This is a genomic window from Streptomyces niger (assembly GCF_000718305.1).
Classification (GTDB): domain Bacteria; phylum Actinomycetota; class Actinomycetes; order Streptomycetales; family Streptomycetaceae; genus Streptomyces; species Streptomyces niger.
In genome coordinates this window covers 293,394-310,181 of the sequence record NZ_JOFQ01000004.1, presented here as the reverse complement: position 1 = coordinate 310,181, position 16,788 = coordinate 293,394, and the positions used below count along the sequence as shown (strand labels likewise).

The following is a 16,788-nucleotide window of genomic DNA, read 5'->3' as shown; positions in this document are numbered from 1 at the left end:
TGGTCGCCGGTAAGGTGGCGTGCACTATTGCTGTACTTTCGCCGGGGACCGGCGCGTCAGGTAGCTGATGCGGCGGGCCGCGGAGAATACACCGCGTGGCCGGGGGCCACGCGGTTTTCGGCCGCTCAGTATTCGTAGATCCTCAAGACCGTCACCTCCCGCCCACGAGGCGGGGGGCGCAGGAGGCACCGTGCTCACCGCGTTCGCCCGAGCGTTCAAGACGCCCGACCTGCGCAAGAAGCTGCTGTTCACGCTGGGCATCGTGCTGGTGTATCGGCTCGGGGCGCACGTACCGGTTCCGGGAGTCAACTACTCCAATGTCGAAACCTGCATGAAGCAGGCCGGCTCCGGGAGTGGGCTCTTCGGTCTGGTGAACATGTTCAGCGGTGGTGCGCTGCTCAAGATCACACTTTTCGCGCTGGGGATCATGCCGTACATCACGGCAAGCATCATCCTTCAGCTGCTCACCGTGGTGATCCCACGGCTGGAGGCCCTGAAGAAGGAGGGCCAGTCCGGGCAGGCGAAGATCACGCAGTACACCCGGTACCTCACCGTGGCGCTCGCGGTCCTGCAGGGCACCGGCCTGGTGGCCACCGCCCGCAGCGGCGCGCTGTTCAGCACCTGCACCCTGCGCAACGAGATCATCCCGGACCCCGCGATCTTCACGACCATCACGATGGTCATCTGCATGACCGCCGGCACCGGCGTCGTCATGTGGCTGGGTGAGCTCATCACCGACCGCGGCATCGGCAACGGCATGTCGATCCTGATGTTCATCTCGATCGCCTCCGGCTTCCCGGCCGCGCTGTGGCAGATCAAGGTCTCCGGCAAGCTCGCCGACGGCTGGATCGAGTTCGGCTCCGTCATCGCGATCGGACTCGCGATGATCGCGCTGGTGGTCTTCGTCGAGCAGGCCCAGCGCCGTATTCCCGTGCAGTACGCCAAGCGGATGATCGGCCGTCGCTCCTACGGCGGTACGTCCACCTACATCCCGCTCAAGGTGAATCAGGCAGGTGTGATTCCTGTCATTTTCGCGTCGTCGCTGCTCTACATTCCTGCGCTCATCGCGCAGTTCAGCGGCTCGAAGGCGGGCTGGGCCACGTGGCTTCAGACACACTTCCAGCGCGGAGATGGCCCGGTTTACATCGTTACGTACTTCCTGCTGATCGTGTTCTTCGCCTTCTTCTACGTCGCCATCTCCTTCAACCCCGAAGAAGTTGCCGACAACATGAAGAAGTATGGTGGCTTCATCCCGGGTATCCGGGCTGGTCGCCCGACGGCCGAGTACCTCAGCTACGTGCTCAACCGGATCACGTGGCCGGGCTCGCTGTATCTGGGTCTGATCGCGCTGGTGCCGACAGTGGCGTTGGTGCTTTTCAACGCGAACCAGAACTTCCCGTTCGGCGGGACGAGCATCCTGATCATCGTGGGTGTGGGTCTGGAGACCGTGAAGCAGATCGAGAGCCAGCTTCAGCAGCGTAACTACGAAGGGTTCCTCCGCTGATGCGAATCGTCCTCGTCGGTCCTCCTGGGGCAGGCAAGGGTACGCAGGCTGCGTACCTCGCCGAGAACCTCGCCATCCCGCACATCTCCACGGGTGACCTGTTCCGCGCCAACATCAGCCAGGGCACCGAGCTCGGCAAGGCGGCCAAGGCGTACATGGACGCGGGCAACCTGGTGCCGGACGAGGTCACCATCGGCATGGCCAAGGACCGCATGGAGCAGGCCGACGCGGCGAACGGCTTCCTGCTGGACGGCTTCCCGCGCAACCTCGCGCAGGCCGAGGCGCTGGACGGCATCCTGGAGGACGCCGGGCTGAAGCTCGACGCCGTGCTGGACCTGGAGGTCCCCGAGGAAGAGGTCGTCAAGCGGATCTCCGGTCGCCGGATGTGCCGCAAGGACGGCAAGCACATCTTCCACGTCGAGTACAGCCCGTCGAAGACGGACGGCACCTGCGACATCTGCGGCGGCGAGCTGTACCAGCGCGAGGACGACCGCGAGGACACGGTGCGCAAGCGGCTGGAGGTCTACCACACGGAGACCGAGCCGATCATCGATTACTACAAGGCGCAGGACCTCGTGGTGACCATCCCGGCGCTCGGGAAGGTCGACGAGGTCACGCAGCGGGCCATGGGTGCGCTGGAGCGCGAAGCCGCGTGACGCGGTAGGCACCGGCTCTTCGATACGGCCGCGGCGCCCGGGAGGGCGGCCGCGGCCGTATCGTGTACGGGGGCGGCTTTTCCGGGCCGCCGCAATGAAGAAACGTTCGAGTCGTCGGTTCAGGAAGGCGTCAGCTCAATGCTGGAGATCAAGACCCCGGAGCAGATCGCGAAGATGCGCGAGGCGGGGCTGGTCGTCGCCGCTATCCACGCCGCCACCCGTGAGGTCGCGGTGCCCGGCGCCACCACCAAGGACCTGGACGACGCGGCGCGCAAGGTGCTCGCCGAGCACGGCGCGAAGTCGAACTTCCTCGGATACGGCGGCTTCCCCGCGACGATCTGCACGTCGGTGAACGACGTGGTCGTGCACGGCATCCCGTCCGCCGACACCGTGCTCCGGGACGGCGACATCATCTCCATCGACTGCGGCGCGATCGTCGACGGCTGGCACGGTGACGCCGCGTACACCGCCTTCGTCGGCTCCGGTCACTCCGCGGAGCTGACCGAGCTCAGCCGGGTGACCGAGGAGTCGATGTGGGCCGGCATCGCCGCGGTCCGCAAGGGCAACCGCCTGGTCGACATCTCCAAGGCCATCGAGGGCTACATCAAGCGCCAGCCGCGCCCCTCCTCCGGCAAGTACGGCATCGTCGAGGACTACGGCGGCCACGGCATCGGGTCGCAGATGCACATGGACCCGCACCTGCTGAACTACGTCGACCGCAAGCGCGGGCGCGGCCCCAAGCTCGTCCCGGGCTTCTGCATCGCCATCGAGCCGATGATCAACCTGGGCACCGCCAAGACCCACGTCCTGGAAGACGACTGGACCGTGAAGTCCAACGACGGCGGCTGGTCCTCGCACTGGGAGCACTCGGTCGCGCTCACCGAGCAGGGCCCGCTGGTCCTGACGGCCCCGGACGGCGGCAAGGCCAAGCTCGCCGAGCTCGGTATCGAGACCGCTCCCGATCCCCTGGCGTAACGATCTCCGTGGCTGGGCAATAATCGTGGATTCGTCTTTTCGTGTGCACTGACGTAGACTGACGCGTCGGCTCTCGTGCATCCGCATGCCTGCGTCCCCGGACGCGGGAAATGGGTGAATCAGACGAGAGTCGATCAAGGTAGCCGATTCGAAGGGCGAAGCGTGGCCAAGAAGCAAGGTGCCATCGAGATCGAGGGCACCGTGATCGAGTCCCTGCCGAACGCGATGTTCAAGGTGGAGCTTCAGAACGGTCACCAGGTCCTCGCGCACATCAGCGGAAAGATGCGGATGCACTACATCCGTATCCTCCCGGATGACAGGGTCGTCGTGGAGCTCTCCCCGTACGACCTGACGCGTGGACGGATCGTCTACCGCTACAAGTAGATCTTGCCAGTACCCCGCTCCCGTGGGGTTAAGGCACTGACCCGGAGAACCTCACATCCCATGAAGGTCAAGCCGAGCGTCAAGAAGATCTGCGACAAGTGCAAGGTGATCCGCCGCCACGGACGGGTCATGGTCATCTGCGACAACCTGCGCCACAAGCAGCGCCAGGGCTGACGCACGCCACCTGCATTTCGCAGTTCTTCGCGCGACGCGAGCACACAGTTCATACGCAGAGCCCGTCCGGCCATGACGGCTGACGACACCTCCGGCGGGGGCCGGAGACCTGTCCGTACCACTGCTCCAGGAGGAGCGGTCGGCGGTCACGGAGCGGTTCTGTGGCAGACCCCCGAATCAACACAGGAGCCATTCGATGGCACGCGTTTCAGGTGTTGACATCCCGCGCGAAAAGCGCGTGGAGGTCGCCCTCACCTACGTCTTCGGCATCGGCCGCACGCTGGCGAAGCAGACCCTCGCCGCTGCCGGTGTCGACCCGAACACCCGCGTTCGTGACCTTCCCGAAGAGGACCTGGTCAAGATCCGCGAGTACGTGGACGCCAACCTCCAGACCGAGGGTGACCTCCGTCGCGAGATCCAGGCCGACATCCGCCGCAAGGTCGAGATCGGCTGCTACCAGGGTCTCCGTCACCGTCGCGGCCTGCCCGTCCACGGTCAGCGCACCAGCACGAACGCCCGTACCCGCAAGGGTCCGCGTCGCGCGATCGCCGGCAAGAAGAAGCCGGGCAAGAAGTAGTCCTCAGCGGACGCTCATCAGCGGTCTTCGCTGTAGGACCGACCACCTCCACGGGAGTAATTCATGCCTCCGAAGGGCCGTACGGCCGGCGCCAAGAAGGTGCGCCGCAAGGAGAAGAAGAACGTCGCCCACGGGCACGCTCACATCAAGAGCACGTTCAACAACACGATCGTTTCGATCACCGACCCCACCGGCAACGTGATTTCCTGGGCCTCGGCCGGTCACGTGGGCTTCAAGGGTTCGCGCAAGTCCACCCCGTTCGCCGCGCAGATGGCCGCCGAGTCGGCCGCCCGCCGCGCGCAGGAGCACGGCATGCGCAAGGTCGACGTCTTCGTCAAGGGTCCCGGCTCCGGCCGTGAGACCGCGATCCGCTCCCTCCAGGCCACCGGCCTCGAGGTCGGCTCGATCCAGGACGTCACCCCGACCCCGCACAACGGCTGCCGCCCGCCCAAGCGTCGCCGCGTCTGACCAGCTGAACTAGGAGACAACTAGACAATGGCGCGTTACACCGGGGCCGACTGCAAGCGTTGCCGTCGGGAGAAGCAGAAGCTCTTCCTCAAGGGGAGCAAGTGCGAGAGCGCGAAGTGCCCGATCGAGATCCGTCCTTACCCCCCGGGTGAGCACGGTCGCGGGCGCACCAAGGACAGCGAGTACCTGCTGCAGCTGCGTGAGAAGCAGAAGTGCAGCCGTATCTACGGCGTCCTTGAGAAGCAGTTCCTCGGGTACTACAAGGAGGCGAACCAGAAGACCGGCAAGACCGGTGAGAACCTGCTTCGCATCCTTGAGACCCGTCTGGACAACGTGGTCTACCGTGCGGGCTTCGCGAAGTCCCGCGACCACGCCCGTCAGCTGGTCCGTCACGGCCACATCAACGTGAACGGCCGCAAGACCGACATCCCGTCGGCTCGCGTCGCCGTGAACGACATCATCGAGGTCCGCGAGGGCTCTCGGAACCTGACCCCCTTCCAGGTGGCGCAGGCCGAGGCCGGCGAGAAGACCGTCCCGGCGTGGCTGGAGGCGATCCCCTCGAAGCTCCGGATCCTCGTGCACTCGCTGCCCGAGCGCCCGGTGATCGACACCCAGGTGCAGGAGCAGCTGATCGTCGAGCTCTACTCCAAGTAGTAGGGACCGCGGTCGCGGGCGGTACGGGCCTTTCGGGCCGTACCGCCCGTACCCTTGTAGTACAGCGGGCGTCAAATAGCGGGCGTCCTCGACTGAAGGATCAAAAACATGCTGATCGCTCAGCGTCCCTCGTTGACCGAAGAGGTCGTCGACGAGTACCGCTCCCGGTTCGTGATCGAGCCGCTGGAGCCGGGCTTCGGTTACACCCTCGGCAACTCCCTGCGTCGTACGCTCCTCTCCTCGATCCCGGGTGCGGCGGTCACGTCCATCCGCATCGACGGTGTCCTGCACGAGTTCACCACCGTGCCGGGCGTCAAGGAGGACGTCACCGACCTCATCCTGAACATCAAGCAGCTGGTCGTCTCCTCGGAGCACGACGAGCCGGTCGTGATGTACCTGCGCAAGCAGGGCCCCGGCCTGGTCACCGCCGCGGACATCGCCCCGCCGGCCGGTGTCGAGGTGCACAACCCCGACCTGGTCCTCGCCACGCTGAACGGCAAGGGAAAGCTGGAGATGGAGCTGACCGTCGAGCGCGGTCGCGGCTACGTCTCCGCGGTGCAGAACAAGCAGGTGGGCCAGGAGATCGGCCGCATCCCGGTCGACTCCATCTACAGCCCCGTGCTCAAGGTCACCTACAAGGTCGAGGCGACCCGTGTCGAGCAGCGCACCGACTTCGACAAGCTGATCGTCGACGTCGAGACCAAGCAGGCCATGCGCCCGCGCGACGCCATGGCGTCCGCCGGTAAGACCCTGGTCGAGCTGTTCGGTCTGGCGCGCGAGCTCAACATCGACGCCGAGGGCATCGACATGGGCCCGTCCCCCACGGACGCCGCCCTGGCCGCCGACCTGGCGCTGCCGATCGAGGAGCTGGAGCTCACGGTCCGCTCCTACAACTGCCTCAAGCGCGAGGGCATCCACTCCGTGGGTGAGCTCGTCGCCCGCTCCGAGGCCGACCTGCTCGACATCCGCAACTTCGGTGCGAAGTCGATCGACGAGGTCAAGGCGAAGCTGGCCGGCATGGGCCTGGCCCTGAAGGACAGCCCGCCCGGATTCGACCCGACCGCTGCGGCTGACGCGTTCGGCGCCGATGACGACGCGGATGCGGGTTTCGTCGAGACCGAGCAGTACTGAGCTCGGGCCTGACGGTCTGATTTTGCTGCGGACCGGCTTCGGCTGGTCGCGCAGTTCCCCGCGCCCCTTACGGGGCGCGGGGTCTCCGACGGGCGACCGCCCGCTCGGATACTGACCCCGGTACCTGATACGGCTGGGGCAGACACAGAGGAGAAACACCATGCCGCGTCCCGCCAAGGGTGCCCGTCTGGGCGGCAGCGCCGCGCACGAGCGTCTGCTGCTCGCGAACCTCGCGAAGTCGCTGTTCGAGCACGGCCGCATCACCACGACCGAGGCCAAGGCCCGCCGCCTGCGCCCCGTCGCGGAGAAGCTGATCACCAAGGCGAAGAAGGGCGACATCCACAACCGTCGCCTGGTGCTGGCCACGATCACGGACAAGAGCATCGTGCACACGCTGTTCACCGAGATCGCGCCGCGCTACGCCGAGCGTCCGGGTGGCTACACCCGTATCACCAAGATCGGCAACCGTCGTGGCGACAACGCCCCGATGGCCGTCATCGAGCTGGTCGAGGGCGAGATCGCCAAGAAGGCCACCGTCGACGAGGCCGAGGCCGCGACCAAGCGCGCGGTGAAGGAGGCCGACGAGGCCGCCAAGGCCGAGGACACCAAGGACGAGGCCGCCGAGGCCCCGGCCGAGGAGTCCAAGGACGCCTGAGCCTGATCCAGGCCGCTGAACGGGCCCGTTCCCCGCTGGGGGAGCGGGTCCGTTCCGCTTGAGAGGATGGGCGCGTGAGCAATGACAACGACGGGCCGGCGCCCGGCCACGTCCGGGTGCGGCTGGACCTCTCCTACGACGGGAAGGACTTCTCCGGCTGGGCGAAGCAGCGGGAGCGGCGGACGGTCCAGGCGGAGATCGAGGACGCGCTGCGGACGGTCATGCGGGCGTCGGAGACGTACGAGCTGACCGTGGCGGGGCGGACCGACGCGGGCGTGCACGCGCGTGGCCAGGTGGCCCATGTGGACCTGCCGCAGGAACTGTGGGCCGAGCACGGCGACAAGCTGCGCCGGCGGCTCGCCGGGCGGCTCCCCAAGGACGTACGCATCTGGCGGGTGGCCGAGGCCCCGGCCGGCTTCAACGCGCGGTTCTCGGCGATCTGGCGCCGGTACGCGTACCGGGTCACCGACCACCCCGGCGGCGTCGACCCGCTGCTGCGCGGGCACGTGCTGTGGCACGACTGGGACCTGGACGTCGCGGCGATGAACGAGGCGTCGCAGGCGCTGCTGGGCGAGCACGACTTCGCCGCGTACTGCAAGCGGCGCGAGGGCGCGACGACGATCCGCACGCTCCAGGAGCTGAGCTGGGAGCGGGGCGCCGACGGGATCGTCACGGCGACGGTGCGGGCCGACGCGTTCTGCCACAACATGGTGCGCTCCCTGGTGGGCGCGCTGCTGTTCGTCGGGGACGGGCACCGGCCCGTGGAGTGGCCGGGCAAGGTGCTCGCGGCGGGGGTGCGGGACTCGGCGGTGCACGTCGTACGGCCGCACGGGCTGACCCTGGAGGAGGTCGGCTACCCGGCCGACGAGCTGCTGGCGGCCCGCAACAAGGAAGCACGGAACAAGCGGACCCTGCCGGGCGCGGGCTGCTGCTGAGTCCGGGGGGGCGGGGCCGATGCCCCGCCCGCCGCGGCCGGCGTCAGTTCTTCAGCTGCTTCTTCGCCGCCGCGTCGGCCTGGTCGCGGCCGCGCTGCATGATCCGGTTCCAGGCGTAGGCGGCGCCGTCCCGGCCGGCCTGCAGGGCCTTGGTCTCGCTGGTGGTGACGGCCTTGCCGTTGAGGTAGCCGGCGATCGTGAAGTACGCGTACCGGCCCGTGGCGTTCGCCGAGGTCCGGCAGTCGGTGCCCTGGCAGAACGGGGCGACCTTGCCGCCGGCGAGCGCCGCGAGGTTGGGCTTGTACTCCTCTTTCACCGCGGCCGCGGCGGCCTTGGTGTCGAACCGGGCGACGCCGACGGTCACCGCCACGCCGTCCCGGGAGAACGTGGCGCGCAGCAGCTTCTCGCAGCCGTGCTTCGTGAGGACCGCGCCGAGGCCGCCCTGGGTGACGCTCGCGCAGCTGCCGGTGGAGCTGGTGGTGGCCTTCGGGTAGGCGCGGCCGTCGGCCGTCAGCTGCTTGTCGGGGAAGAGCGAGTCGGCGGTGAGCGGCGCGGTGTCCTTCTTGGCGTCGGTGATGTAGTCCATCGGGTCCGGCGGCGGCGGGACCGTGACGTCGGAGAAGGTGGGCTTCGGGTCGTCCGGCTCGTCGGGGAGTTCCTGCGGTGAGGGGAGCGCGGACGGCTTGCCGCCGTCGTTGCTGGTGATCACCGCGGTGGCGACGACGCCGGCCACCACGAGGGTGGCCAGGGCGCCACCGCCTATCAGGAGCCAGCGCTTGCGCTTGCCGCGTGCTTCGCTCTGTTCTGCCAGCGCGGCCCAGTCCGGAGTGGACGACGGACCGGAACCCCCGGGGCCGAACGGCCCCCCTTCCCCAAAGCTCATGGCGCGCATCCTAGTGCGCACAGGTCACAGAAGGACTTCGGCCATGGGGCCGTGCGGTGCAGGTGGAAACCCGTTTGTCCCGTGCGGTGCCGGGGGCCGACAATTCCGTGCATGGGACATGTGGAGGCCGGACACCTGGAGTACCACCTGCCGGACGGGCGGGTGTTGCTGGGCGACGTGTCCTTTCGGGTGGGGGAAGGCGCCACGGTCGCGCTCGTCGGCGCGAACGGCGCGGGCAAGACGACGCTGCTGAAGCTGATCGCGGGGGAGCTGACGCCGCACGGCGGTGCGGTGACGGTCAGCGGCGGGCTGGGCGTGATGCCGCAGTTCGTGGGCTCGGTGCGAGATGAGCGGACGGTGCGGGACCTGCTGGTCTCGGTGGCCCCGCCGCGGCTGCGGACCGCCGCGAAGGCCGTGGACGACGCCGAGCACGCCGTGCTGACGGTGGACGACGAGGCCGCGCAGATGGCGTACGCGCAGGCGCTCAGCGACTGGGCGGAGGCCCGCGGGTACGAGGCCGAGACGGTCTGGGACATGTGCACCATGGCCGCGCTCGGCGTGCCGTACGAGAAGGCGCAGTGGCGGCAGGTGCGCACGCTCTCCGGCGGTGAGCAGAAGCGGCTGGTGCTGGAGTCGCTGCTGCGCGGCCCGGAGGAGGTGCTGCTCCTGGACGAGCCGGACAACTACCTCGACGTCCCCGGCAAGCGCTGGCTGGAGGAGCGGCTGCGCGAGACCAGGAAGACGGTGCTGTTCGTCAGCCACGACCGCGAGCTGCTGGCCCGCTCCGCCGAGAAGATCGTCAGCGTCGAGCCGGGCCCCGCGGGCTCGGACGTGTGGGTGCACGGCGGCGGCTTCGGGACGTACCACGAGGCGCGCAAGGAGCGCTTCGCGCGCTTCGAGGAGCTGCGGCGGCGCTGGGACGAGAAGCACGAGCAGCTGAAGAAGCTGGTGCGTAACCTCCGGCAGGCCGCGGAGAACAGCCACGAGATGGCCTCGCGCTACCACGCGGCCCAGACCCGGCTGAAGAAGTTCGAGGAGGCCGGGCCGCCGCCGGAGCCGCCGCGCGAGCAGGACATCACGATGCGGCTGCACGGCGGCCGCACCGGCGTCCGCGCCGTGACCTGCGAGAACCTGGAGCTCACCGGGCTCATGAAGCCGTTCTCGCTGGAGGTCTTCTACGGCGAGCGGGTCGCGGTCCTCGGCTCGAACGGCTCGGGCAAATCCCACTTCCTGCGCCTCCTCGCCGGAGACCCCGAGCACCCGGTGGCGCACACCGGCACGTGGAAGCTGGGCGCCCGGGTCGTCCCCGGCCACTTCGCACAGACCCACGCGCACCCCGAGCTGGCGGGCCGCACCCTCCTCGACATCCTCTGGACCGAGCACGCCAAGGACCGCGGCAAGGCGATGAGCGCGCTGCGCCGGTACGAGCTGGAGCGCCAGGCCGAGCAGCGCTTCGACCGGCTCTCCGGCGGCCAGCAGGCGCGCTTCCAGATCCTGCTGCTGGAGCTGGCGGGGTCGACGGCGCTGCTGCTGGACGAGCCGACCGACAACCTGGACCTGGAGTCGGCCGAGGCGCTGCAGGAGGGGTTGGCGGCGTACGAGGGGACGGTGCTGGCGGTGACGCACGACCGCTGGTTCGCGCGCTCCTTCGACCGGTATCTGGTCTTCGGCTCGGACGGCCGGGTGCGGGAGACGGCGGAGCCGGTGTGGGACGAACGGAGAGTCGAGCGGGAGCGGTGACGGGGGGCTCCTAGGGTGGCCGCATGGCAGCGGACACAGCAGGGCAAAGGGGGCAGGTGTCCCGACCTGCGTGGCTGCTGCGGCCCGCTCCCTGGCCGCTGCGGGCCGTCGCCGCCGGGCTGACGGCCGTGGTGGTCGTGGCGACCGTACGGCGCGGCGGCCGTCTCGGCATGGACAACGCCTTCGTGGTGAAGGCGGCGCGGGCGCTGCTGGACGGCGGTGCTCCGTACGCGGACAAGCGGTTCCTGTATCTGCCGGGCGCGGTGCTCGCGGCGGTGCCCGAGGCGCTGCTGCCCGCGCGGTGGCTGCCGTGGCTGGTGCCGGCGGCCGGGGTCGGCCTCGTGCTGCTGGGCTGGTTCCTGAGTCTGCGGATCTTCGGGGTGCGGGCCGACAGCCGGCTCGCGGTGTTGGTCGTGGCCGCGCTGCCGTTCTTCCAGCCGTTCCGCAACCTCGTCACGCTCGGCAACTGGACGCTCGCCTCCGTAGTGGCGCTGCCGCTCGCACTGCTGCTGGCCTGCCGCGCGCGGTGGGTGGCGGCCGGCGCGGTGATCGGGTGCGTGCTCGCCCTGAAGCCGATGCTGCTGCCCGTCCTGCTGCTGTTCGTCCTCGCGCGGCGATGGGGCGCGCTGGCCGTCGCGAGCACGGTGCCGGTGGGCGTGTCGCTTCTGGCGGCGCTCGCGATGCCGCGGCCCGGGATGTTCCTCACCCGTACGCTGCCGTTCCTCCTGCGCGGCCAGGACGCCTTCGCGCGGCCGTACGACGCCTCGCTCGGGGCGGTCCTGGCCAGGCTCGGGGTGGCACCGGCGGCGGCGTACGGGCTGGCGGTGGCGGCGGCCGCGGCAGGCGTGGCCTGCGCGTGCCTGCGCTGGCGGCGCGCGGACGACGGGCCGCTCCGGCTCGTCGAGACCGCGGCGATGCTGCTGCTCGCGGCCTTCCTGGTGTCCCGGCCGTCCTTCGACCACTACCTGCTGGTGGTGCTCGGCCCGCTGCTGGCCTCCGCGGCCGTACCCGGCTCGGTGCCCCGTACGGCGTGGTTCTGGGCCGCGCTCGTGCCCCAGGTCGCCGGCCTCGACTGGCCCTACCTGGAGGACGTGCGGCGGCGGGCCTTCAAGGACGCGGCGATGCTGTGGACGCTCGCGGCCGTGGTGGCCTGTGCCTGCCTGCGGCGCCCGGCCGGAAGTGGCGCGGACCGGGCCCCTGGGAGTGGCGCGGACCGGACCTCTGGGGGTGGCGCGGACCGGACCCCGGCGCCCGGCGCATTTTGACCCGCCTGGGGGAGCCCGGTATTCTGCCTGTTTGTTATGCGTATTGGCTTGCTCTATCTCACGTGAGGGGCCCTTACGCCGGTTCACCGGACCGATGACCGACGGCAGGCAAGGGGTTGCGTCACCCCGAGCCGCCATTCTCGGATCGTCGTCCGAAGTGGCCCAGTACAGGTCCCGATACACTTAGAAGCGAAGGCTAAAACGTGCGTACGTTCAGCCCCAAGCCCGGCGACGTCCAGCGCCAGTGGCACATCATTGACGCGCAGGACGTTGTCCTGGGCCGTCTGGCATCTCAGGCCGCGTCCCTCCTGCGGGGCAAGCACAAGCCGGTCTACGCCCCTCACGTCGACACCGGTGACTTCGTCGTCATCATCAACGCCGACAAGGTGCACCTGTCCGGCAACAAGCGCGAGCAGAAGATGGCCTACCGCCACTCCGGCTTCCCGGGTGGTCTGCGCTCCGTCCGCTACGACGAGCTGCTCGACAAGAACCCCGAGAAGGCCATCGAGAAGGCCATCAAGGGCATGCTCCCCAAGAACACCCTGGGCCGTCAGATGCTCTCGAAGCTGAAGGTTTACGCGGGCGCCGAGCACCCGCACGCTGCTCAGCAGCCGGTCCCGTTCGAGATCACCCAGGTCGCGCAGTAAGTCCGGCCACACCCCCTAAGACGAAGAGAATCTGAGGAGCATCGTGGCTGAGACCACCGCCGAGACCCCGCTCGAAGAGGCCGAGGTCGAGCAGTACACCAGCGAGTCCGAGGCGCCGCTGGAGGGTGAGTACACCTCCGAGTCCCTCGCCTCCCGCTTCGGCGACCCGCAGCCGGCCGCCGGCCTGGGCCGCCGCAAGAACGCCATCGCCCGCGTCCGGATCGTCCCGGGCACCGGCCAGTGGAAGATCAACGGCCGCACCCTTGAGGGCTACTTCCCGAACAAGGTGCACCAGCAGGAAGTCAACGAGCCCTTCAAGGTGCTCGAGCTGGACAACCGTTACGACGTCGTCGCCCGCATCTCCGGTGGCGGCATCTCCGGCCAGGCCGGCGCGCTGCGCCTGGGCGTGGCCCGTGCGCTGAACGAGGCGGACGTCGAGAACAACCGCGGCCCGCTGAAGAAGGCCGGCTTCCTCAAGCGCGACGACCGTGCGGTCGAGCGCAAGAAGGCCGGTCTCAAGAAGGCCCGCAAGGCGCCGCAGTACAGCAAGCGCTAATTGCCGCTTGCTGCGATGCGCAGCCGCTTGGAACGCCCCGGTGGCACTTTTCGTGCCGCCGGGGCGTTCGGCTATCCGGGACCAGATAGGCGTATACCTGTACGTAACCGGTCATAACGGTCTGGTCCAAGCGAAATGACTCGGAGGACACCAGTGGGACGACTCTTCGGCACGGACGGGGTGCGCGGTGTCGCCAATGCGGATCTGACGGCGGAGCTGGCGCTCGGCCTGTCGGTCGCTGCGGCGCATGTTCTGGCGGAAGCCGGGACGTTCGAAGATCACCGGCCGGTGGCCGTGGTCGGGCGCGATCCGCGGGCGTCGGGGGAGTTCCTGGAGTCCGCCGTGGTGGCGGGGCTGGCCAGCGCGGGCGTGGACGTCCTGCGGGTGGGCGTGCTGCCGACCCCGGCGGTGGCGTACCTCACCGGCGCGCTCGGCGCGGACCTGGGCGTGATGCTCTCCGCCAGCCACAACCCGATGCCCGACAACGGCATCAAGTTCTTCGCGCGCGGCGGGCACAAGCTCGCCGACGAGCTGGAGGACCGGATCGAGAGCATGTACCGCGGGCACGCCTCCGGTGAGCCGTGGGACCGGCCGACCGGCGCGGGCGTGGGCCGGGTCAGGGACTACGCCGAGGGCTTCGACAACTACGTCGCGCACCTCGTCGGCGTGCTGCCCAACCGCCTGGACGGCCTGAAGATCGTCATCGACGGGGCGCACGGCGCCGCGGCCCGGGTCTCGCCCGAGGCGTTCGCGCGGGCCGGCGCCGAGGTCGTGACCATCGGCACCGACCCCGACGGGCTGAACATCAACGACGGCTGCGGCTCCACCCACCTGGACAAGCTGCGCGCCGCGGTCGTCGAGCACGGCGCCGACCTGGGTGTCGCGCACGACGGTGACGCGGACCGCTGCCTGGCCGTGGACCACGAGGGCAACGAGATCGACGGCGACCAGATCCTCGCCGTCCTCGCGCTGGGCATGCGCGACGCGGGCACCCTGCGGCAGGACACCGTCGTGGCGACCGTCATGTCCAACCTGGGCTTCAAGCTGGCGCTGGAGCGCGAGGGCATCCAGCTGGTGCAGACCGCGGTCGGCGACCGGTACGTCCTGGAGGAGATGAAGGCCCAGGGCTTCGCGCTGGGCGGCGAGCAGTCCGGGCACGTCATCGTGCTGGACCACGCCACGACCGGCGACGGCACGCTGACCGGCCTGATGCTGGCGGCGCGGGTGGCGGCGACCGGCCGCACGCTGGCCGAGCTGGCGGGCGTCATGGAGCGGCTGCCGCAGGTCCTGATCAACGTCCCGGACGTGGACAAGTCCCGGGTCACCACCTCCGCCGAACTGTCGGCCGCGGTGACCGACGCGGAGCGCGAGCTGGGCGCGACCGGCCGGGTGCTGCTGCGCTCCTCCGGTACGGAGCCGCTGGTCCGCGTCATGGTGGAGGCCGCGGACCTGGAGCAGGCGAAGGCCGTGGCCGGCCGGCTGGCCGACGTGGTGAAGTCCGCGCTGGGCTGAGCCTCAGCTGTCGCGTACGGCGGCACGCTCACGATGGCGCGCCCAGAGGTACTTCTGGGCGACCAGCGTGAGCGTGCCCGCGACGATGATGCCCGCCAGGTTCAGCAGGAGCTGGCCGGTGGAGCCCACCGTCTGCGAGTAGTCGCCGTAGAGGAAGGCGACGGCGGCGTTCGAGGCGGCCGGGACGGTCGTCACGGAGATCGCGACGCCGACCAGGGCGCCGGACTTGGCCGAGGTCAGGGACAGGGTGCCCGCGATGCCGGCGAGAAGCGCCACCACGAAGGACATCAGGTCCGGCTGCCAGATGAAGGACGTGTTGGGCCGGTCCGCCTCGAACTTGTCGTAGGTGAAGAGGTCCAGCGCGTCCATCAGGTAGCTGAAGCCCACGGTCAGAATCATCGCCACCGCGAATCCGGCGACCAGCGCCACCAGTGAGCGCCAGGCGAGCCGCGGCGCGCGCTGGACCACCGCCGTGCAGATCCCGGCCAGCGGCCCGAACTCCGGGCCGACCGCCATCGCGCCCACGATGAGGATCGCGTTGTCCAGTACGACACCGCACGCCGCGATCATCGTCGCGAGGGTCAGGAACGCGATGTAGGTGACGGTGAGCGTCGACTCCTCGTGTGTGGCGCCGCTCAGCTGCTCCCACAGGACCGCGTCCGCGCCCTCGCCCGGCGCGTCCTCCTCGGCCTGGACCGCGCGCTTGGACAGCGAGAGGTCGATGTCCTCGACGGCGATCGACCCGCAGTCGTCGATGCCGCGCTCGCGCAGTGCGCGCAGCAGCCCGTCGCCGGCCTCGCGCGCCACGTCGCAGGTGATCACGTCCCCGGCGGGGCTGCGGGCCGCGCCGGCCAGTACCACCAGATGAGCGGTGCCGACCGTCTGCTCCAGCAGCGCCACCACCTCGTCCGTACGGTCCGCCGGGACGATCAGTCGCAGATGCAGCACGGCAGAGTCCTCGAAGTTCTCGGTCAGAGTTTGCGCAGCGACAGCCGCTGCACCTTGTGGTCGGGTCCCTTGCGGAGCACGAGGTTCGCGCGGCCGCGGGTGGGGGCCACATTCTGCTGCAGGTTGGGCTTGTTGATGGTGCGCCAGTTCATGCGCGCGTACTCCATGGCCTCCTCCTCGGGGACCTGCGCGTACTTGCGGAAGAACGAGAACGGGTTCTGGAAGGCGGTCTCGCGCAGTTTGCGGAACCGCCCCAGGTACCACTGTTCGATGTCCTCGGTACGGGCGTCCACATACACCGAGAAGTCGAAGAAGTCGGCGAGGCCGAGCCGGGTGCGGCCGTCCTTGCCGGGCAGTGCGGGCTGCAGCACGTTCAGGCCCTCGACGATGAGGATGTCCGGGCGGTGCACGGTCAGTCGCTCGCCGGGCACGATGTCGTAGATGAGGTGGGAGTAGACCGGCGCGGTGACCTCGGCCTTGCCGGACTTCACGTTCGCGACGAAGCGGGTCAGGGCGCGCCGGTCGTAGGACTCGGGGAAGCCCTTCCTGGACATCAGGCCGCGCCGGTGCAGCTCGGCGTTGGGCAGCAGGAAGCCGTCGGTGGTCACCAGCTCCACCCGCGGGTGGTCGGACCAGCGGGCCAGCAGCGCCTGGAGCAGGCGGGCCGTGGTGGACTTGCCGACCGCGACGCTGCCCGCCACGCCGATCACGAACGGCGTGCCCTCCTGGGCGCCGTGCCCCTCCTGGTCCCCGAGGAAGGTGTTCAGGGCGCCGCGGAGGTTGCTGGTGGCTCCGAAGTAGAGGTTCAGGAGCCGGGAGAGCGGCAGATAGACGTCGCGTACCTCGTCCAGGTCGATGACGTCGCCCAGTCCGCGCAGCCGCTCGACCTCCTCGGCGGTCAGCGGGAGCGGGGTCTTCTCGCGCAGGGCACTCCATTCCGCGCGGGTCATGTCGACGTACGGCGTGGCGTCGGCGCGGCGTCGTTGCTGCGGCTGCTCTGTCGTCATGGGCACGCCGCCCATTGTCCGCAGCCGCCCCGCACCGTTCATCCCGGGGGTCGCAGCAATACCGCATGTCTATACCAATCACCCATTCCCCGGTACCGTCCGACAGTGGGGGAACGC

At 69.3% G+C, this 16,788-nt stretch carries 19 protein-coding genes; 16 read left to right on the top strand and 3 right to left on the bottom strand.

From position 1 onward, the window contains the following. Positions 1 to 190 precede the first annotated feature (190 nt). The 11 genes from secY (at position 191) to truA (ending at position 8,113) form a co-directional block, all read left to right on the top strand. Positions 191 to 1,504, top strand: a complete 1,314-nt coding sequence (gene secY / locus IF20_RS10200) for a preprotein translocase subunit SecY (RefSeq protein ID WP_052864758.1) — start codon at positions 191 to 193, stop codon at positions 1,502 to 1,504. Further along, complete coding sequence (locus IF20_RS10195) at positions 1,504 to 2,160, top strand: adenylate kinase (RefSeq protein ID WP_052864757.1); 657 nt, start codon at positions 1,504 to 1,506, stop codon at positions 2,158 to 2,160. The genes secY and IF20_RS10195 overlap by 1 nt, the downstream gene beginning before the upstream one ends. Positions 2,161 to 2,298: 138 nt before the next feature. Then, entirely contained in the window at positions 2,299 to 3,135 is an 837-nt protein-coding gene (map, locus tag IF20_RS10190; RefSeq protein WP_052864756.1) for a type I methionyl aminopeptidase, read from the top strand. A gap of 162 nt (positions 3,136 to 3,297) precedes the next feature. Continuing rightward, the gene (gene infA, locus IF20_RS10185) at positions 3,298 to 3,519 is read left to right on the top strand and encodes a translation initiation factor IF-1 (protein ID WP_030262853.1); all 222 of its coding nucleotides are present in this window, start codon (positions 3,298 to 3,300) and stop codon (positions 3,517 to 3,519) included. Between the two features lie 60 nt (positions 3,520 to 3,579). Beyond that, positions 3,580 to 3,693 (top strand): 50S ribosomal protein L36, encoded by a 114-nt coding sequence (gene rpmJ, locus IF20_RS10180; RefSeq protein ID WP_003956441.1) that lies wholly within the window; start codon positions 3,580 to 3,582, stop codon positions 3,691 to 3,693. A gap of 196 nt (positions 3,694 to 3,889) precedes the next feature. Continuing rightward, entirely contained in the window at positions 3,890 to 4,270 is a 381-nt protein-coding gene (rpsM, locus tag IF20_RS10175) for a 30S ribosomal protein S13 (RefSeq protein WP_030262856.1), read from the top strand. 63 nt (positions 4,271 to 4,333) lie between these two features. Continuing rightward, the gene (gene rpsK / locus IF20_RS10170) at positions 4,334 to 4,738 is read left to right on the top strand and encodes a 30S ribosomal protein S11 (protein ID WP_004571845.1); all 405 of its coding nucleotides are present in this window, start codon (positions 4,334 to 4,336) and stop codon (positions 4,736 to 4,738) included. Positions 4,739 to 4,765: 27 nt separating this feature from the next. Beyond that, entirely contained in the window at positions 4,766 to 5,392 is a 627-nt protein-coding gene (gene rpsD / locus IF20_RS10165) for a 30S ribosomal protein S4 (RefSeq protein ID WP_030619901.1), read from the top strand. Positions 5,393 to 5,500: 108 nt separating this feature from the next. Then, positions 5,501 to 6,523, top strand: coding sequence for a DNA-directed RNA polymerase subunit alpha (locus IF20_RS10160; RefSeq protein WP_003956430.1), 1,023 nt, complete (start codon positions 5,501 to 5,503; stop codon positions 6,521 to 6,523). A gap of 160 nt (positions 6,524 to 6,683) precedes the next feature. Continuing rightward, positions 6,684 to 7,178: a 50S ribosomal protein L17 gene (gene rplQ, locus IF20_RS10155; protein WP_052864755.1), complete on the top strand. Its 495-nt coding sequence runs from the start codon at positions 6,684 to 6,686 to the stop codon at positions 7,176 to 7,178. Between the two features lie 74 nt (positions 7,179 to 7,252). Next, entirely contained in the window at positions 7,253 to 8,113 is an 861-nt protein-coding gene (gene truA / locus IF20_RS10150) for a tRNA pseudouridine(38-40) synthase TruA (RefSeq protein ID WP_052864754.1), read from the top strand. A 43-nt stretch (positions 8,114 to 8,156) separates the two neighbouring features. Here truA and IF20_RS10145 read toward each other — a convergent pair whose 3' ends face one another. Next, positions 8,157 to 8,996, bottom strand: coding sequence for a hypothetical protein (locus IF20_RS10145; RefSeq protein WP_052864753.1), 840 nt, complete (start codon positions 8,994 to 8,996; stop codon positions 8,157 to 8,159). 111 nt (positions 8,997 to 9,107) lie between these two features. Here IF20_RS10145 and IF20_RS10140 point away from each other — a divergent pair, with 111 nt between their 5' ends. From IF20_RS10140 to glmM, 5 genes are all read left to right on the top strand, one after another. Continuing rightward, a complete protein-coding gene (locus IF20_RS10140; RefSeq protein WP_052864752.1) occupies positions 9,108 to 10,736 on the top strand; it encodes an ABC-F family ATP-binding cassette domain-containing protein in 1,629 nt (542 codons plus the stop codon). A 56-nt stretch (positions 10,737 to 10,792) separates the two neighbouring features. Beyond that, positions 10,793 to 12,001, top strand: coding sequence for a glycosyltransferase 87 family protein (locus IF20_RS10135; protein WP_407702476.1), 1,209 nt, complete (start codon positions 10,793 to 10,795; stop codon positions 11,999 to 12,001). Positions 12,002 to 12,204: 203 nt separating this feature from the next. Then, complete coding sequence (gene rplM, locus IF20_RS10130) at positions 12,205 to 12,648, top strand: 50S ribosomal protein L13 (protein ID WP_052864750.1); 444 nt, start codon at positions 12,205 to 12,207, stop codon at positions 12,646 to 12,648. A gap of 43 nt (positions 12,649 to 12,691) precedes the next feature. Then, positions 12,692 to 13,204, top strand: coding sequence for a 30S ribosomal protein S9 (gene rpsI / locus IF20_RS10125; protein ID WP_052864749.1), 513 nt, complete (start codon positions 12,692 to 12,694; stop codon positions 13,202 to 13,204). Between the two features lie 153 nt (positions 13,205 to 13,357). Continuing rightward, a complete protein-coding gene (gene glmM, locus IF20_RS10120) occupies positions 13,358 to 14,716 on the top strand; it encodes a phosphoglucosamine mutase (RefSeq protein ID WP_052864748.1) in 1,359 nt (452 codons plus the stop codon). 3 nt (positions 14,717 to 14,719) lie between these two features. Here the strand turns inward: glmM and IF20_RS10115 are convergent, their stop codons facing one another. Both IF20_RS10115 and coaA read right to left on the bottom strand, forming a co-directional pair. Then, positions 14,720 to 15,664 carry a DUF389 domain-containing protein gene (locus IF20_RS10115; RefSeq protein ID WP_052864747.1) on the bottom strand — a complete coding sequence of 315 codons (945 nt, stop codon included), beginning with the start codon at positions 15,662 to 15,664 and terminating at the stop codon, positions 14,720 to 14,722. A gap of 23 nt (positions 15,665 to 15,687) precedes the next feature. Next, positions 15,688 to 16,677, bottom strand: a complete 990-nt coding sequence (gene coaA, locus IF20_RS10110; RefSeq protein ID WP_052864915.1) for a type I pantothenate kinase — start codon at positions 16,675 to 16,677, stop codon at positions 15,688 to 15,690. Between the last annotated feature and the right edge of the window lie 111 nt (positions 16,678 to 16,788).

What these genes read in the sequence shown, in the direction of transcription:
- IF20_RS10160 (WP_003956430.1), top strand. Translation starts at nt 5,501, where the DNA reads ATGCTGATCGCTCAGCGTCCCTCGTTGACCGAAGAGGTCGTCGACGAG.
- map (WP_052864756.1), top strand. Translation starts at nt 2,299, where the DNA reads ATGCTGGAGATCAAGACCCCGGAGCAGATCGCGAAGATGCGCGAGGCG.
- rpsK (WP_004571845.1), top strand. Translation starts at nt 4,334, where the DNA reads ATGCCTCCGAAGGGCCGTACGGCCGGCGCCAAGAAGGTGCGCCGCAAG.
- rpsD (WP_030619901.1), top strand. Translation starts at nt 4,766, where the DNA reads ATGGCGCGTTACACCGGGGCCGACTGCAAGCGTTGCCGTCGGGAGAAG.
- IF20_RS10195 (WP_052864757.1), top strand. Translation starts at nt 1,504, where the DNA reads ATGCGAATCGTCCTCGTCGGTCCTCCTGGGGCAGGCAAGGGTACGCAG.
- rpsM (WP_030262856.1), top strand. Translation starts at nt 3,890, where the DNA reads ATGGCACGCGTTTCAGGTGTTGACATCCCGCGCGAAAAGCGCGTGGAG.
- rplQ (WP_052864755.1), top strand. Translation starts at nt 6,684, where the DNA reads ATGCCGCGTCCCGCCAAGGGTGCCCGTCTGGGCGGCAGCGCCGCGCAC.
- rpmJ (WP_003956441.1), top strand. Translation starts at nt 3,580, where the DNA reads ATGAAGGTCAAGCCGAGCGTCAAGAAGATCTGCGACAAGTGCAAGGTG.
- IF20_RS10140 (WP_052864752.1), top strand. Translation starts at nt 9,108, where the DNA reads ATGGGACATGTGGAGGCCGGACACCTGGAGTACCACCTGCCGGACGGG.
- IF20_RS10145 (WP_052864753.1), bottom strand. Translation starts at nt 8,996, where the DNA reads ATGAGCTTTGGGGAAGGGGGGCCGTTCGGCCCCGGGGGTTCCGGTCCG.